Annotated in this window: 14 protein-coding genes; 5 read left to right on the forward strand and 9 right to left on the reverse strand. The window is 60.0% G+C overall.

The annotated features are described in order from the left end of the window. The first annotated feature begins 32 nt into the window (after window positions 1–32). Window positions 33–1,196: an iron-containing alcohol dehydrogenase gene (locus EHW12_RS25895; protein WP_042923934.1), complete on the forward strand. Its 1,164-nt coding sequence runs from the start codon at window positions 33–35 to the stop codon at window positions 1,194–1,196. A 29-nt stretch (window positions 1,197–1,225) separates the two neighbouring features. Here the strand turns inward: EHW12_RS25895 and EHW12_RS25900 are convergent, their stop codons facing one another. Then, window positions 1,226–2,272 carry a LacI family DNA-binding transcriptional regulator gene (locus EHW12_RS25900; RefSeq protein WP_081377525.1) on the reverse strand — a complete coding sequence of 349 codons (1,047 nt, stop codon included), beginning with the start codon at window positions 2,270–2,272 and terminating at the stop codon, window positions 1,226–1,228. A gap of 924 nt (window positions 2,273–3,196) precedes the next feature. After that, window positions 3,197–4,738: a PucR family transcriptional regulator gene (locus EHW12_RS25905; RefSeq protein WP_042923930.1), complete on the reverse strand. Its 1,542-nt coding sequence runs from the start codon at window positions 4,736–4,738 to the stop codon at window positions 3,197–3,199. Window positions 4,739–5,084: 346 nt separating this feature from the next. Between EHW12_RS25905 and EHW12_RS25910 the strand changes: the two genes are divergently transcribed. The 3 genes from EHW12_RS25910 to EHW12_RS25920 are packed head-to-tail and all read left to right on the forward strand — an operon-like array spanning window position 5,085 to window position 7,994. Further along, entirely contained in the window at window positions 5,085–6,164 is a 1,080-nt protein-coding gene (locus EHW12_RS25910; RefSeq protein WP_021331893.1) for an ABC transporter permease, read from the forward strand. A 48-nt stretch (window positions 6,165–6,212) separates the two neighbouring features. Next, window positions 6,213–7,181 (forward strand): sugar ABC transporter substrate-binding protein, encoded by a 969-nt coding sequence (locus EHW12_RS25915; protein ID WP_054188412.1) that lies wholly within the window; start codon window positions 6,213–6,215, stop codon window positions 7,179–7,181. Between the two features lie 33 nt (window positions 7,182–7,214). Continuing rightward, window positions 7,215–7,994, forward strand: a complete 780-nt coding sequence (locus EHW12_RS25920) for an ATP-binding cassette domain-containing protein (RefSeq protein ID WP_019745466.1) — start codon at window positions 7,215–7,217, stop codon at window positions 7,992–7,994. Here EHW12_RS25920 and EHW12_RS34745 read toward each other — a convergent pair. From EHW12_RS34745 to hisD, 7 genes are all read right to left on the reverse strand, one after another. After that, the gene (locus EHW12_RS34745; protein ID WP_164490599.1) at window positions 7,987–8,139 is read right to left on the reverse strand and encodes a hypothetical protein; all 153 of its coding nucleotides are present in this window, start codon (window positions 8,137–8,139) and stop codon (window positions 7,987–7,989) included. The two genes, EHW12_RS25920 and EHW12_RS34745, sit on opposite strands and share 8 nt — an antisense overlap. 125 nt (window positions 8,140–8,264) lie before the next feature. Beyond that, entirely contained in the window at window positions 8,265–8,405 is a 141-nt protein-coding gene (locus EHW12_RS34750) for a hypothetical protein (protein ID WP_156778931.1), read from the reverse strand. 50 nt (window positions 8,406–8,455) lie between these two features. Continuing rightward, window positions 8,456–9,292 carry a sugar phosphate isomerase/epimerase family protein gene (locus tag EHW12_RS25925; protein WP_054188413.1) on the reverse strand — a complete coding sequence of 279 codons (837 nt, stop codon included), beginning with the start codon at window positions 9,290–9,292 and terminating at the stop codon, window positions 8,456–8,458. A gap of 31 nt (window positions 9,293–9,323) precedes the next feature. After that, window positions 9,324–11,123 (reverse strand): thiamine pyrophosphate-binding protein, encoded by a 1,800-nt coding sequence (locus EHW12_RS25930; RefSeq protein ID WP_054188483.1) that lies wholly within the window; start codon window positions 11,121–11,123, stop codon window positions 9,324–9,326. A gap of 41 nt (window positions 11,124–11,164) precedes the next feature. Next, complete coding sequence (locus EHW12_RS25935; RefSeq protein WP_241199047.1) at window positions 11,165–12,751, reverse strand: GMC family oxidoreductase; 1,587 nt, start codon at window positions 12,749–12,751, stop codon at window positions 11,165–11,167. 153 nt (window positions 12,752–12,904) lie between these two features. Next, window positions 12,905–14,338, reverse strand: a complete 1,434-nt coding sequence (locus EHW12_RS25940; protein WP_042923920.1) for an aspartate ammonia-lyase — start codon at window positions 14,336–14,338, stop codon at window positions 12,905–12,907. Beyond that, window positions 14,335–15,657: a histidinol dehydrogenase gene (gene hisD, locus EHW12_RS25945; protein WP_042923916.1), complete on the reverse strand. Its 1,323-nt coding sequence runs from the start codon at window positions 15,655–15,657 to the stop codon at window positions 14,335–14,337. The genes EHW12_RS25940 and hisD overlap by 4 nt, the downstream gene beginning before the upstream one ends. Window positions 15,658–16,018: 361 nt before the next feature. On the opposite strand from hisD, the gene EHW12_RS25950 reads away from it, so the two are divergent. Next, complete coding sequence (locus EHW12_RS25950) at window positions 16,019–17,038, forward strand: Gfo/Idh/MocA family oxidoreductase (protein WP_125052063.1); 1,020 nt, start codon at window positions 16,019–16,021, stop codon at window positions 17,036–17,038. Window positions 17,039–17,130 lie beyond the last annotated feature (92 nt).

Here is a 17,130-nt window from a genome sequence, read left to right on the forward strand (position 1 = left end):
GAAATACATTCACAACATTCGAAGGGATCGGCATGGTTGCCAACATTTCATTTCCCCGGTTCTTGAAACTTGGTCCTGGGTCCGTCGAGAGTCTCGGCGAAGTGCTGACGGATCTGAACATCGAGCGTCCGCTTCTCGTCACCGACGCATTCATGGTCAGCAATGGTTCAGCCGATCGATTGCTGAAGATCGTTGCAGCAGCAGGAAAGAAGGCCGCACTCTTCTCCGAGACGGTTCCCGACCCCACTACCGATTCTCTACAGGCTGGTCTCGACGCTCTGACCGCCCACGATGCCGACTCGATCATCGGCTTCGGCGGTGGCAGCCCGATGGACACGGCAAAAGCACTTGCCGTCTTGTTCAAGCAGGGCGGCGTCATGCGCGATTTCAAAGCCCCTCGGGTGTACGCGGGGCCGGCGCTTCCGATCATCGCCATCCCGACGACGGCAGGAAGTGGCTCGGAAGCAACACAATTCACGATCATCACGGATGTCACCACCGACGAGAAGATGCTGTGCCCTGGACTTTCATTTCTTCCGATCGCCTCAATCGTCGATTCCGACCTCACGATGTCGATGCCGCCGAGACTGACGGCCGACACAGGTGTCGACGCACTTACACACGCGATCGAGGCCTACGTCAGTAAGAAGGCAAACCCCATCTCGGACGGGCTCGCACTGTCTGCGATGAAGACAATCGGGGAGTACCTCTTGCGCGCGTACCGTGACGGCTCAGATCGGGAGGCGCGCGAACAGATGATGCATGCTTCCACTCAGGCGGGTATGGCGTTCTCCAATGCGAGCGTGTGCCTGGTACATGGGATGAGTCGTCCGATCGGCGCACATTTCCATGTGGCGCATGGACTTTCCAATGCAATGCTGCTTCCGGCGATCACCGCGTTCTCCATACCCGGGGCGCGTGATCGATACGCCGATTGCGCCAGGCAGCTGGGCGCGGCAGATCGCGGCGACTCAGACGAGGCGGCCTCGCACAAGCTGGTCGACTTCATCGATACTTTGTGCGTCGACGTAGAGGTACCCAGTCCGCGCACATTCGGCATCGACGAGACTCGCTGGGAGGAGCTCATTCCACTGATGGCGGACCAGGCGTTGGCGTCGGGTTCTCCGTCGAACAACCCGGTGGTGCCCAGCGCACAGGAAATCGCCGAACTGTACCGGAAAGTCTATCGATCCTGACCACTCCGGCCCGGTCAGCATGGTCTCGTTCAGACTGTGCTGACCGGGCCTGTCGAGTTTCGGACGATCAGCTTGGTTTTGAAGATCTTCTGCCTTCGCTTCGCGCCGTCGATATTGTCGAGCAGCATGGAGGCTGCGGCGCGGCCCTTCTCCACCAGCGGTTGACGCACAGTGGTCAGATCCATGAGTTCGGCGATGGGGGCATCGTCGAATCCGACAACCGAAACAACCTCAGGTACTGGGATATTCATGCTACGAAGCACGCTCAAGGCAGCGACGGCAAAGACATCTGACGTCGTGGCTATTGCGGTCGGATTCAGTTTCTCGACCATCGAGCGGACAGCACGGACGCCGCTGTCACGATCGATACCTGAAGCCTCGTAAACCTCGATCGAGACACCGGCATCTCCCCGCGCAGTTGCAGCATCGAAGTACCCGAGGATCCGATCTCGCTGGACCCGCTCGGAAGAATGTTCGACAACTGTCTTGGAGATCGACCCGTCGGTGCCACCGATGTTCAAACGTTCGCAGACCACACCGATTCTTCGGTGCCCGAGATCCAAGAGATGGGCCATCTGCTTGAATCCTGCAGCGCGATCATCGATTCCGATGAACGGCAAGCCGCAGTCCGCGGGTGAATCGATCGCAACTGCCGGCGTTCCGGAGTGAATCAGGGCCGCAATGATCGGGTGGGTAGGAGTCACATTGTGCAGGACGACTCCGTCGACCAAACCTCTGACCGCGGGAGAATTGAATCCTTCTTCCCTACTGGAGACCAACGGCAACAAAGTCAGGGCAACGTCGGCGAGTTCGTTGACTTCGACTACCCCCTTCATCAACAGCATGGTCGACGGGTCTTCCAGTGCGTGCCCCAACGACTCCATCACCATGATGCCAACCGCTCCGACTCGGCCGGAGCGCAGGCTACTGCCGACGATGTTCGGCCCGGCGTAGGACAAAGACTGAGCGACTGCGTAGATGTGATCACGCTGCGATGCAGAAACTTTCGGAGAGTTACTGAACGCGTATGAGACAGCGGCTTGGGAGACGCCTGCTGCCCGCGCCACGTCCTTCATCGTAACCACTGAAGCGACTCCCCTTGCTCCGGACGAATCATCCGCCGTAACCCTTGACGATCTCACGAATTCTATCGTGGTCTCGTTTCAACCGAGTGTTGGCTTCGGTTGACCTGTCGTCACAGTAGATGGTGTTCACACATTCGCCCACACCGGACTGCATGCGTCCAAGCTCTACGAAAGCCCCCGAAGAGCTCGACACGGTATGGCACATCGTCTTTCCGCCCCGACATCGCCGTGTCGATCTCGCCACAGAGGTTGCATCGAGCTCGCACGGCCAGCGGCACAGACGGCTTGGGCATAGGCAACGACGAACCGATATGGCGACACGTGACACAGACGTACCCCACTTCTTCCTCCATACGGTGACCAGCCATGTTCGTCGCCCCACTCCTGCCGTAGCTCGGTAGCCTGAAAGATGTTTCTGCACTGAAGGTCCCGCATATGTACACACGACGACGTCCGTGAGACGTACTGTCGACAGCGGCGATTGCCCCGACTGGACACTTCGGGAGAAGGTAGGCGCGACACCGCGGTTTGCGATACTTTCGCCTGTCGCGCCACATCTCAACCTTCACCTTGTTTTACCACCACCGACATGAGTGAATCGTATCACCTAGTGATACGATTCACTCATCTCTTCTATGAAGGGAATCAACGAAATGCTCTAGCCGAAGTCGCCGTTCGTGCTCGACCGCACGAAATGGGCATTGCTTGTCATCTTTCGCACTTCACGGAGCTTGCCAAGCCTCTTGGGCGACAGGGACACCCGACGTCAAGAATGCACTCGAGCTCACCACCAGCGGATTCGGTTTCGTCATCTTGGGACTGCCCGGTGGTTCCCTGTGCGGATTGCCGGCAACAGGCCGTCTCACTGCCGCGCGCGCAGCCCGCACCGCCGTCCCCCTCATCGAAGTCGGAATGCTAGTTCCTTCCGGAACGTCGCGACGAACTGATCGCCGACCCCTCCAGCAGCTCGAGACCTTTGACTGCCAACAGCAAGCGCTGCCGCGTTTCCGGGGCATCAAGGGATTTCCCGAGAATCGTCGAGATCCGCTCCAACCTGTTGTACAGAGTTCTGCGCTGCACGTAGAGCTTGTCCGCCGCTTCAGTCTTGCGACCGTCGACGCTGAGAAATGCGCGCAGTGTCGGCAGTAGCGGACTGGCCGAGTGCGCATCCTTCGTCAACAACGGACCCAATTCGTCTTCGACGAAGCTCGCCAGTTCCGGGCCCTGCGCCAGGGTCACCAAAATCCGCTCGACCCCCAGTTCGTCGAAGTGAAGGACACCACCAGAAGCTCGGGCGACCGCGGCAGCACTGCGCGCTTGAGTGAGCGCGACAGCAACCATGTCACGTGAAATAGCGCGGCTCACACCGACACCCGCACCGACGAAACCGACAAGATCCTCGATCTCCGGCGGACGGCCACCCACTTCCGGCGCCACCGTGACGATGTAATCACCCATGTCGGCACTGATCGCATTGGGACTGCTCCTGCGCTTGGGCCGGATTCCAGCAGAATCGTCACGAGTATTCTTGTTGGCCACGAACACTCGCATCAGGCCAGATCCGAGCCGATACCCCAGACGACTGGCCTGCTTCACGAACTCATCGCCGGAAATTTCTCCCAGCAGCAAGTGTGTCATCAAAGCGGTACTGCGCTGATCGTCACGCGCCTCGCGGCTACGATCGGTGAGAAGCGAGATCGCGATCGCTGCTGCTGCCCGCTCCGCCGCGAATTCAGCCGAGAACGGCGCGGTCGGCGATTGTCCTTGGAGCACGTGGATCCACCCCCACGGTTGACCACGCATGACGACGGGCCTCCGGACACAATCAGTTTCATTGTCGTGTGATACTCTGGCGTGACGATTCCACTCGTCGTCGTCGAATTCGACACCGTCCACTGAGAAATAGACCGTCACCCGGTGAGCGATGTTTTCCAGAACCACCGTGCTGTCGGTGAGCGCCGCCAGAGTCTCCACTATTCCGAGATGGTCTGCGCCGTCGAGCAGCAATCCCGAGAATGTTGCTTCGACCTCACGTTCACGAGTCAGGCTCCGAAGTCGCATTTCGGTCAGAATTTCGTGCACCTGGGCGGAGACTCCGGCGAACGACACTTCGTGGGTCAGCGCGATCACCGGAAGCAGCATTTGTTGGGCTTCCTGCACAACAGCTTGAGGAACTCGATCGAACATGCGACCGGATTCTTCGATCACCAGAGCTGCCGCACCGGCTCGAGAAACCGCCTTCACGTAAGCACGCTGCTCGGCTTCTGTTTCCCCTATACCGAGGCCCGCCGTCAGCAACAATTCGCCGCCGCTGAGAAATCGTGCGATATCGGGGATCTCGGACGAGTGAACCCATCGGACTTCGCGTTGATCCAGATCCGTTCCGCTGGTGAGTACGTGAGGACCGGCCGCGCGGATCAGTGAGAGTTCCAGAGCGTCCGCAACCGTGAAAGACATGTCAAAGACACTACACAAAACGTGTCGTCCAGCCGAGACATCTTTCCCGGCTTGCGTCTAGCTGTGAATGCAGTCACAGGACAGTATTTCTACAACCCCAGGGCTTCGCCGGGGGTCGCCAAACAGAGTTGAGACACATGGCGAACCCGCTTCCTACCTGTCCGAAGATTTGTTTCAGCGCCCCTGTACTGCCGGCCCACCGTCCGAGTAATCGCTACCGATTCTCGAACCGAACGCGAACTGCAGGGCACCGATCCGAATCTCGACACGCACAACGCCGTGCGACCGGGTGACCTGATTTCGCTCTTTCGACCGAACACCGAAACACCCTTTCGAGGAGTCCTCAATGCCCCTGACCGAAGACCAGCAGAAACGGCCGCCAAGCGCGGGAATCTCTGTCGATGACGTCGGCCGTTCCACTCGTTCCGCGGCACCTCAGCCGCCCCACGCATCCTCGCAGGAATGGCTACCGGCTCTGCTCAAACGCATTCTGCCGAGCACACCTTCGCAGGTCGTTCAGCGGGTGATGCTGACTGTACTGGTCGCATCGGTGGTGATTCTGTGCATCGCCAACCCGATCTTCCGGCAGTCGGACAACCTGCTCAACGTGCTGCAACAGGCGGCGATGGTCGGAATCATTGCCGGCGGTATGCAGCTGATGATTATCTCGGGTGGCTTCGATCTCTCGGTCGGAATCGTGGCAGCGGCAGCCGGATGCGCTGCAGCGTACGTCAGTCTCCAGCACGGTATAGCCATCGGAATTCTCGTCGGATTGGTCGCCGGTCTACTCGCCGGCTTCGTGAACGGCATCCTCGTAGCCAAGATCGGCATCAACCCATTCGTGGCCACGTTCGGTACACAAGCCGTCGTCACCGGACTGCTGTACGCCGCAACCGGCGCCACCCCGATCGCTCCTCTTCCTTCCGGATGGACCGATCTGGGCTTGAAGAACATCGCCGGAATCTCCTTTGCCAGTCTTACATTCGTCGTAGTCATCCTGATTCTGCTGTTCGTCTTACGATGCACGCTCTTCGGCCAGCACATCTACGCCGTCGGGAGCAACAAGGAAGGGTCGCGCCGCGCCGGAATCCATGTCGATCGGGTTCTGATTGCCGTCTATGCCATCGGCGGGCTGTGCGCCGCCATCGCAGGAATTCTTCTTGTCTCGATCTCCGGAATCGGGAGTCCGGCAACAGGTACACAGTGGGCACTTCTCGCCATCGCCGCCGTCATCATCGGCGGCACACCACTCACCGGCGGAGTCGGCGGCATCAGCTCCGCGGTGATCGGCATCCTGTCGCTCACCGTCCTGACAAACGCGTTGAACCTGTACAGCGTGTCCGCTTACTGGCAGCCGGCGCTGACGGGTACGGCCGTTCTGCTCGCAGTCGGCTTCGAAGCGTTCCGCAGCGCCCGCAAACGCTGATACATCCGATTCCCCTCGCAGCCAACCACATTCCAGGAGTGAAAACACATGACCGTAAGAAGAACTTCTCGAACGATCCAAACCGCATTTGCCCTTTGCCTGGCTGCGTTCGTCGCCGTCGCACTCACGGCCTGCGGAACCGCACCTTCCTCGGGTGCGAACAAGACATTGGGCTTCGTGGTGTACGACGTCGGCGTCGACCCATGGATGAACGTAGCCATCTCGACTGTGCAAGAAGAAGCTGAAGCTGCGGGATACAAGCTCAGTGTTGTCAACGGGCACAACGACATCGCTCAGATGAGTAGCGGAATGGACCAGCTGGTCACGCAGAAGGTCGACGCCATTCTCCTCGCCCCCAGCGACCAGGACAGCATGACTCCGTCTATCAAACGAGCCGAAGCAGCAGGAATCCCGGTCATCGCATTCTCCCTGGCGCTGTCCGAAGACGCCCCGGTCTCCTCGTTCGTAGGGACCGACGACGTTCAGGTCGGACGCGAGCAGGCGAAGATGGTCGCAGGAGCAATAGGCAATCGGGGCAACGTCGCCTTGATGACCGGCATCCTCGGCAGTGGGCCGCAGATCGGTCGGTCGGAAGGATTCCGTGCCGAACTGCAGGAGAACTTCCCCGACGTCAAGCTCGTAGAAGAGCAGCCGAACAACTGGGCGAACGACAAGACCATCAGCCTGACCCAGGACTGGCTCGCGAAGTATCCGGCGGGGCAGATCAACGCCGTTGTCGCGCAAGGACCTGAATTGGCTGCGGGCGCCCGCCTGGCCAAGTCTATGGGCCGAAGCGAAATCGTCTTCGTCGGCAACGACTATCCGGAAGAGATGCGCGAGAGCATCCTCGCGGGAGACACGTACGGAACCATCAACGGTGATCCCAAGGAGATGGCGCGAGAAGCTGTCGCCGCCATGCTGACCCTGCTGGACGGTGGCACGGTGCAACCCAAGATCTTCGTCCCGATCCCGCCCGTAACATCCGCCAATGTCGCCGACTCTCCCGCAGCGTACTGATTCGAGACGACCCCCCAGATCGGAACCACCTCAATGAGTACTATCACCAACACCACCGAGCCTCTTCTCCAGACTACGAACCTCTCCAAGTTCTACGGCGGCGTCAAAGCTTTGCAAGGCGCCTCCATCAGCGTCGGACACGGTGAGCACATCGCCATCATGGGCGACAACGGCGCAGGCAAGTCCACCTTCGTCAAGATCCTTTCCGGCGCGCAACCGTCGAGTGATGGCACCATCCGATTCGACGGTGCGGACTGTGAGTTCCAAAGCCCGATCGATGCACGCGAAGCCGGGATCGAAACCGTCTATCAGGATCTTTCACTCGCAGACGACCTCGACGTCCTGACCAACCTGTTCCTCGGGCGTGAAGAGAAGCTGATCAACTTGGGCGGCTTGAGCGTGCTCAACAGACGCAAGATGGCCAAGCGTGCAACCGAATTGCTCACGGAGATCGGAGTGAACGTGCCCGAGGTACACCGGACCGTTCGGGGTCTTTCCGGTGGCCAGCGCCAGGGTATCGCCATCGCCCGCGCATCCGGTTGGGGATCGAAGCTCATCATCATGGACGAACCCACAGCGGCACTGGGCCTGCAGGAGACCGCCCACGTCCACGACATCATCAAACGCCTCAAACAACGCGGAGTCGCGGTCATCATCGTCAGCCACAACATGCAACAGGTGCTGGAACTGACCGACCGGGTGTACGTTTTCCGGCGAGGCCAGGTCGTCGGGTGCCGAAACACCAAGGAAACCACCGCCGACGAGATCGTCTCGATGATCACCGGCGCTCGACCTGCAGAGGCCGTCACGTAAGCAGCTGTAGCTGCAGGCAGATCGACGTACAGGCCCGTCTGAAGTCACCACGACTTTCGACGGGCCTGTTCGTGTCGCGGATCCGATACTCACCGTCACCGTCACCGTCACCGTCACCGTCGGCGTCGGCGTCGGCGTCGGACATCCGAGACCCTTTCCGTCACCCCTCTGGCCCCCACCGCCCCAGACGAGGCAGAACTACAGCCGCCGAGACGAAAAGTGCTCGGGCCCAACCTGATGAGGTTGGGCCCGAGCACTTTCGGTGTTCGGTTAGTTGATCTGTACTCGGCCATCGACGGCTTCGATCCGCGGGATCGGCAGTGCGCGTAAGGCAGGCGGGGCTGTCACGAACTCCTCGACGGTCGGTACTTCACCGTTCGGAATCCTCTGCTTCATCACGGACGGGTTCATGATCACGACTGTATTCATGTTTCCCGGATGCGTCTCCAAACCGAACACGGCTACTGACCGACTGCTTCAATCAATGCGCTGAGGTGGGTGTAGCTCTTCTTCGCGGCGTCGAGCGTGCCGCACTCCACCGACAAGACGACGTCGTGGTCGGCCGCGGCGAGCGTGTCGACGATGCGCTTCCAGTCGATGACACCTTCACCGCAGGCGCATCCCAGCATGCCTCTCACTTTTCCGCGTAGACGTTTCGCGTCGTCCACCGCAATGTCCTTGGCGTGCAAGTGCGTGACCTGACCGATGATGGCTTCGAGCCACTCGTGCGGATCGTTCTCACTCAGGTAGCTGTTTCCGGTATCGAGGTTGATCGTCAGGGCAGGACTGTCGACCAAATTCATGATCTTGTCGAGGCGCTCCGGAGTCGCGGTGTACGGCCCGTGGGTCTCGATTGCGATCTTGATACCCCGGGGCTCCGCGACCAGCGCTGCCTCCTTCAGGGTGTACCGCATGAGCGTGTAGTTCTCTTCCTCCGTGGTCCAGGACGGGGTGGGTCCATCGTCGACCATGATCATCGGAGAACCCACCTCCGCGGCGTAGCGGATGGCCTGGCGGAAGTACTCCACTGCCACCTCCGGCTTGGCGAGTGGCGCGTGGCTCGACAGCGACGAGATGCTGAGACCGCGATCTTCGGCCGCATTCCGCAGGATCAACGGATCGTCGAGCATGGAACGGCTGTGGAAATATCCTGCTGCACTGAGCAGTTCACGACCCCAGTGCACCATCGGCTCGACGTACTTGTAGCCGATCTCGGCAGCTTGGTCCATGGCCCAATCGAAAGAGCCGTTCTCGTATCGCGCGAACTCCAGATTAAGTCCGAGTTTGATGTTGCCCATGACTTACAACTACTTTCCGGTGAGGGGTGGGTCAGAAGCCGCGCTGGTTCACGTAGTCGTCTCGAACTTCGCCGTGGTAGGCCGGTACGGTGATATCCCACCAACCCATTGCATGCATCTCGGTCCAGGGCAGCTCGCGAGCACTGATCGCCTCGATGACTACGGGGCCCTCGGTCTCGAATGCGCGCTGAACAGCGGCGCCGAGCTTTGCGGGATCCTCGACTCGCTCGGACTTGCATCCGAGGGACTGCGCGAACGCAGTGATATCGGCGAAGTACGGGGATCCATCCGGCAACTTCCAGCCTGAGATGATTTCCCGTTCCGCGCCGAAGAGATTGATCTGGAGGTCCTTGATTGCTTCCCAGCCACCGTTGTTCAGAACGACGAAGACGACATTGACGCCGCTCATGGCGGCAGCTGCGATCTCCGTGCCGGTCTGTAGGAACGCGCCATCGCCGACGAGCGCGAGAACCGGCTTGTCCGGTGCGCCGATCGCGGCGCCGATCGCGGCAGGTACACCGAATCCGATTCCGGAGAATCCGCCGGCAACGATGTTGCTCTTCGGCTCGTAGATCGGGAATTCGTTGAACGCCTGGTTTGCCGGGTTGCTGGAATCGGTGACCAGAATTCCGTTACGCGGAAGGACCTTTCGGATCTCGACCATTGCCCGCGAGTTGGTCATCGGCAAGTAGTCGGTCTCACGCATAGGGCGCAGGTGCTCGTCCCACCGTGCCTTCAAGTCCTGAAGTTCGGCGTAGTAGTCGGTTGCCCGGAAGTCGTAATCCGCTGCCGGTGCGCCGAGTTCGTCGATCAGAGACGAGAGCGAGGTCTTGGCGTCGCCGACGATCCCGACCTCGACCGGGTAGTTGCGGCCGATCTCGAATCCGTCGATGTCTATGTGAACGAGTTTCGTGTTAGGGATGTCGAATGTGACTCCTGGGCGATACGAGGACGTGATGCGATCGCTGAACCGGCAACCCACTGCAAGAATGACGTCGGCGGTCTTGGTGACTCCGTTACCCGGAATCGATCCCATGTCGCCGCACGGCCACGCGTACAGATCGTGGTCTGCAGGGAATGCGCCTTTGCCCTGGAAGGAGTGCGTCACGGGAGCGCCGAGACGTTCCGCCAGTGTGAGGAGTTCCGCACCGGCCTCGGCTGCGATGACGCCTCCGCCAGCGAGGATCACGGGACGCTTAGCACCCGCCAGTAGCTTGGCTGCCTCGGCAATGGCGACGGGATCACCAGTCGCCCGGGTCTGAGCTCGGCGCGAGTACAACTCTGGAACATAGTCGCCGTACTCAGCTTGCAGGTCCTGCGGGATATCCACCAGGACAGGCCCTCTGCGACCTTCGAGCATCGTGTTGAACGCCTGAGCCATCGCGGAAGGTAGCTGCTCGAGTCGACCGGGCTGCCACCAGCGCTTGACGACCGGCTCGACCATCCGTGGGAAATTGTTCCCGTGCGGCCGATCGATCTCCTGGAGGACGCCGCGGTTCTCCATATACGTGTGAACGGCGCCGGTGATCAGAATCATCGGCTGCGAGTCCGCGAACGCAGTCGCGATTCCGGTTACGGTGTTTGTCGCTCCCGGTCCGATGGAAGTACAGACGGCCGCGATCTTGCCCGATGCGCGGTAGTAGCCGTCGGCCATGTGTGCGGCGCCCTGCTCGTGGATGGCGGGAACCAACTCGATTTCGTCGGCCCGGTCGACGAACGCATCAAGTAACGCCGTATTGCCGTGTCCCGGAATAGCGAATACCTTTTCAACTCCTTCACGGATCAGTATGTCGACCACCATCTGGCCACCGGTGAGCTTTTGCACAGTCATGTTCTTCACTTTCGAATCGAAAAGAATTGGGGGTGAGCAATTTATGCAGAGATCGACGAGCCGTGCGATGCACCCGCCGTGGAGTCGCCGCTTCGAGCGATGATCGAATCTGCAACACGCAACGCGTTCGCCGCGATCGACAGCGCCGGATTCATCACCGGGAGCGACGGAAAGAAGGAGGAGTCGACGACATACAGGTTGTCGACATCGTGTGCCTGGCAACTCGGATCGAGGACCGATGTAGCCGGGTCGGTACCGAGCCGAACGGTTCCGGCCTGATGCGAGTTGACCTCTATCCCTGTTCCTTCACTGATGACCACCGGAAATCCGATCTTGCGAAGCATTTTTCGCGTCTCGCGAACCAGAACCTCGTGTGCCCGGACGTTATTCGGTTTCCATGCGATCTGGATACGCCCTCCGGGAGTCAGCGTGACACGATTTTCAGGGTTGGGCAGATCCTCCGTGAACAGCCACCAATCGGTACTACGGTTCGTGGCAAGGCTCAACGCCCATTTGGGGATGTGGGGCCGTTGCCCCTTGATCATCTCCGCTTGGAGCTTCCCGATCAGTTGCACGTGGCCTAGCGGATACGGATGATCGTCAGTGCCACGCAGGTAGAAGTCGTTGAAGTACAACGTCTTTTGAAATTCGGACTTGTTCTTCTTGAGTGGGTCGATGGCCACCATGATCGAGTTCATGTGCACCATGTAGTTACGACCGACCATTCCGGAGGAATTTGCGAGCCCGTCAGGATGGACAGATGTGGCCGAACGTAGCAGCAGCGCTGCAGAATTGACCGCACCACAGGAGATTACGACCGTATCCGCACGTACTGTGGAGGTGACGCCGCGATGGGTCACTTCGACGCCTGATGCTCGACGTCCGGAATCGTCGGTCAACACCTTCTCCACGTACCCGTTCGTGACGATTTCGACGTTGCCCGAATCGAGTGCGGGTCGCACGCAACAGACGTCGGCATCCGATTTCGCCAAGGTACGGCAGGGGAACCCGTCGCATGTCTTGCATCGAATACATGACCCACCCTGCCGAAGGTCGACCCCGAGAGGGAGATTGGAAGGGGTGAAACCCGCCTTACGCATGTCGTCGGCGACCTGCTGTATCGCTGGCTCGTGCCCTACGGAAGGGTACGGAAATGGTTGGTCGCGTGGCAACGTCGGGTCGTCGGTGTGGTCGCCGTGAACCTTGTACACCTGCTCGGCACGTGCGTAGTAGGGTTCGAGATCGTCATACGAGAACGGCCATGCCGGCGATTCACCGTCCTGATGCCGTGAGGACTGAAAATCCTCTCTCCTGAACCTGACCAACGAGCCACCGTAGAATTTGGTGTTTCCGCCGACGTAATAGTAGGTGCCGGGGGCGAACTCCCGCCCTTCGGTGTCGACCCATTTTTCGGCGTTCTTGTACCGATCTTTCTCGAACACCGCTCGGGGGTCCCAATTCTGACGTTCCTGTGGAAGGAAGTCTCCCCTCTCGATCAAGAGCACATCGAGGCCGGAATCCTTGAGAGCGTATGCCATCGTTCCACCCCCCATTCCGCTTCCCACGACGATGACGTCGTAGTTGCTCTTACAGGGGGGATGACTGTCCATTCGTGTCTTTTCGAACATGGTTTCCGTCTCCTGGCTGGCTTGGCGCGGTACGTCCTTGAACCGTGCCGACTCAGCTTCTGTCAATCCTGACACAACAGGACTGCAAGTAGTTATACGTATCACTAAACGATACCGCCCACATGTGCGGTGTCAACCGCCCTGAAGACCTGGTCAGGTCGACGGGACGAGTGGATCGAAATCGGGAGCCGACACGATCGCAGTTCGTGCCAAATTCGCAGGCTCCATGATCGCGTCCAAATCCTCCTTGCCCAACAACCCGCGTTCGAGCACCAACTCCACGACGGTACGACCGGAAGCAAGCGCGTCCGCCGCCAATTCCGTCGCGGCTGTGTAGCCGATGTAGGGATTGAGCGCGGTCACGACACCGATCGAAGCCGCGACCGTTCGTTCGAGATGCTCGACGTTGGCGGTAATGCCGATCACGCATCGCTCGCGCAACACAGTGCAGCCCCGCGTGAGGAGTTCTGCAGTCTCGAACAAGCTGTGTGCAATGACCGGTTCGAATGCGTTGAGCTGCAGTTGACCCGCCTCGGCAGCCATGGTGATGGTCAGATCGTTTCCCACCACCCGGTAGGCAATCTGATTGACCACTTCCGGAATGACCGGATTGACCTTTCCGGGCATGATCGACGAACCTGCCTGCACCGCAGGTAAATTGATCTCACCCAGACCTGCTCGTGGGCCTGAGGACAGCAATCTCAGATCGTTGCAGATCTTGGACAGTTTGACCGCGGTACGCTTGAGCACTCCCGACAGCTGAACGAAGGCCCCGACGTCCTGGGTTGCTTCGATGAGATCCGATGCCGTCGAGATGTCGAGACCGGTGATCGACACCAGATGCTCACGCACACGTCTGGCGTACTCCGGGTGCGCATTGAGACCGGTACCTATCGCCGTCCCTCCCAGGTTGATCTCCGAGATCAACCGAGCGGCCTCTTCCAGTCTCTGAGAGTCCTCCTTGATCATCACGGCGAACGTGACAATCTCTTGACCGAGAGTCATCGGGACCGCGTCTTGCAACTGAGTCCGCCCGACCTTGAGCACGTGGGAGAACTCGGCTGCTTTCTCCGCGAATGCGCCTGCAAGTTCGTCCATCGCACCTCGAAGCCTGGTGACGGCACCTTGCAAGCCGATTTTGATCGCGGTGGGGTAGACGTCGTTGGTGCTCTGACTCATGTTGACGTGTTCGAGCGGATGGAGGAATTGGTACTGCCCCCGTTCGCCGCCGAGAATTTCGAGCGCGCGGTTCGCGACCACTTCGTTGGCGTTCATGTTCGATGACGTGCCGGCACCACCCTGAATGACGTCGACGACGAACTGGTCGGTGAACCTGCCCGCACGAATCTCCTTGCAAGCTTGCTCGATCGCCGCTGCATGCTCGGGCGAGAGGATTCCGAGGTCGGCGTTCGCCCGAGCAGCGGCCTGCTTGACCGCAGCCAACGCCGATACCATGTCCGGGTGGACCGAGAGAGGAATACCGGTGATCGGGAAGTTCTCCAGTGCTCTCAGCGTGTGGATGCCGTAGTAGGCCTCCGCAGGCACTTCGCGATCACCGAGCAGGTCGTGCTCGATGCGCATCGTCATTTGAGGTTTGCCGCCACCGGGATCTCGCCCCACGGTAGTTCGGCTCCACCGAACTTCGCCGCACGCAGGTCACCTGAACGGGCGTGGCCTTCGAAGCGTTCCAGTCGGGACAGTCGCGCAGCGATCTCGCCGATCCTGGCGCTCGCCGCCGGATCGCGCACCTCCTGGAAAGTGAGGGTTTTGAGGAACTTCCCTACCCAGAGCCCTCCGGTGTAGCGCGCAGCGCCAAGAGTAGGAAGTACGTGGTTGGTCCCGATCACTTTGTCGCCGTATGGAACACACGTTCCTTCCCCCAGAAAAAGGGCACCGTAGTTGCTCATGCTGTCGAGCGCTTCACGCGGATTCTGCGTCAGGATCTGTACGTGCTCGGAGGCAAACTTGTCCGCGAGTTCATATGCTTCGGAGAGAGTCTCGACAACGTGGATCTGTCCGTGGTCGCGCCAAGCGGGCCCGGCGATCGCGTTCGTCTCCAGACCGGGTAGCAATGCGTCGATGTGTTTGATCACCTCGTTGCCCACAGCCTCGGACGTCGTGATCAACACACACGGTGAATCCGGACCGTGTTCAGCCTGGCTGAGTAGATCCACTGCGATGGTGAACGGGTCGGCGCACTCGTCGGCAACGATCAGTGTTTCGGTGGGACCTGCAAAGAGATCGATTCCGACCTCACCGAAGAGTTGACGCTTTGCCTCTGCCACGTATGCGTTGCCCGGCCCCGTGAGGATCGAGACAGGATCGATCGTCTCGGTACCGAGAGCCAGCGCTGCAATCGCCTGTACGCCACCGAGCACGAAAATCTCGTCGGCCCCGGCGAGATGCATTGCGGTGATGCTGATCTGGGGCGGAAGCCCGTCATTCGGGGGCGTCGTAGCCGCGACGCGTTCGACGCCTGCGACCTTCGCGGTCAGCACCGTCATGTGCGCCGACGCTGTCAGCGGGTACCTGCCACCCGGAACGTAAGCTGCAGCCGCGTCGATCGGAATGTTCCGGTGCCCCAAGAACACGCCGGGCAGAGTCTCGACCTCGAGGTCTGTGATGGTGTCGCGCTGCGCCTGGGCGAAGTCGCGAATCTGACGCTGCGCGAACTGCAGGTCCTCGAGGACCGTTGTCGGGACGGACTTGACGATCTCGCGGATCTGATCTTCGTCGAGCCGGAACGAATCCGGTGACCACCGGTCGAAACGGTCAGAGTACTTGCGGACCGCGTCGTCACCGTTGGCACGAATGTCTGCGATCACACCCGCGACAGTGTCGACCACCGCCGGATTGCTGGCACGCTGCGCTGGTTCGCCGACTGCGGCTTTGAGAACGAACGACATTGGCGGGTTGCTCCTTCGAGGTGAGGCATGAAATCAAACTGATAGCCCTAGCTTTCCTGCGAAGTGATCCAGCGGACAGACACATAGGGGGAACCACTTCTGCCAAATTCTGCCCAATCCGTGCATGATATGCCGGTCGTTCGAAAGCTCACGGTCAGAGCAGGTGCAGCGCTCGCGCCTGCTCACAGTGGTCGATCAGCGGCTCACGCTTGCACGTTTTGGCGCTGTCGATATCTATCGCCACTTCGTAGGGTTGGCCTACCAGATTTCGTCCGCGCCGAACTCCTGACGTCGAGTCGGCCGATACCCGGAGCCATCGCTGTCTATTCGACATCGTCGATGCCCGAGAAGGAATACTTCGATGAGCGAACAACCGCATCTCGTCTGGGGAATCGTCGGTGCGAGTGATATCGCCGAAACGAGAATGATTCCCGCACTGCGAAGGACCGGCCACCACATCAGTTCCGTGTACAGCGGAAATGCGGACCATGCCGAGCAGTACGCACGTCGGAACGAGATATCGAACCGAACGAACAAGCTGAACGATCTGCTCAGCGATCCCCTCATCGATGCGGTCTACATCTCCAGTGCAAATGATCGCCACCTCGAGCAGGTGTGCGCGGCGGCAGCAGCCGGAAAACACGTTCTCTGTGAGAAGCCGCTGTCGACGAGCATCGACAATGCGCGGAACATGACCGCCGCTTGCGAATCCGCCGGCGTAGTCCTAGGCGTCAACCACCACCTGCCCGCCGCAGGTACGCACCAGGCCATTCGACGCACAGTGGCGCGCGGCGACATAGGCCGGATTCTGTCGGTCAGTGTTCGCCACACGTCGCTCCTACCCGAACGTTTGCGAGGGTGGCGACTCGGTAGCACGCCGGGATCGGGCGCCGTCATGGATCTTTCCTGCCACAACGCCTCCGTCGTGAATCCGCTACTCGGCACAAGAGCACTGACGGCGAGCGCGATCACTGTGGCTCAAGGAGATTGGGTGACCGAAGCCGAAGATGCAGCCTCCTCGTCGATTCTCTACGAGAACAACGTCCTTGTACGATTCCACGACACTTTCACTACGCCATTCGCACCCACGTATGTGGAGGTGCACGGGACAGCCGGCAGCCTTCATGCAGCCGACGTCATGACTCCGGAACCCATCGGGTCGGTCGTTCTGCACGATCGCCGGGGATCGCACGAGATCGATGTCGAAGACCGCCGGCACACGTACGACATCACGCTGGAACACTTCACCCGTGCCACGCGCGGTGACGGCCGACCAGTCGTCGACGGACTCGACGCGACCAACGCACTGGCAGTGAGCATCTCGATACTCGAGTCGGCCAGGACGGGTAACCGGGTCCCAGTCGACTTCTGTGGACAGTAGCCGTTCACAATTCACACTCGGAGCTGGTTCGATCCAAGGTAGAGGTTCATGAGACGTCCCACTGAGCGTGACGAAAATACGGATTGGAATAG

The sequence above is a fragment of the Rhodococcus sp. NJ-530 genome, from assembly GCF_003860625.1.
Classification (GTDB): Bacteria; Actinomycetota; Actinomycetes; order Mycobacteriales; family Mycobacteriaceae; genus Rhodococcus_F; species Rhodococcus_F qingshengii.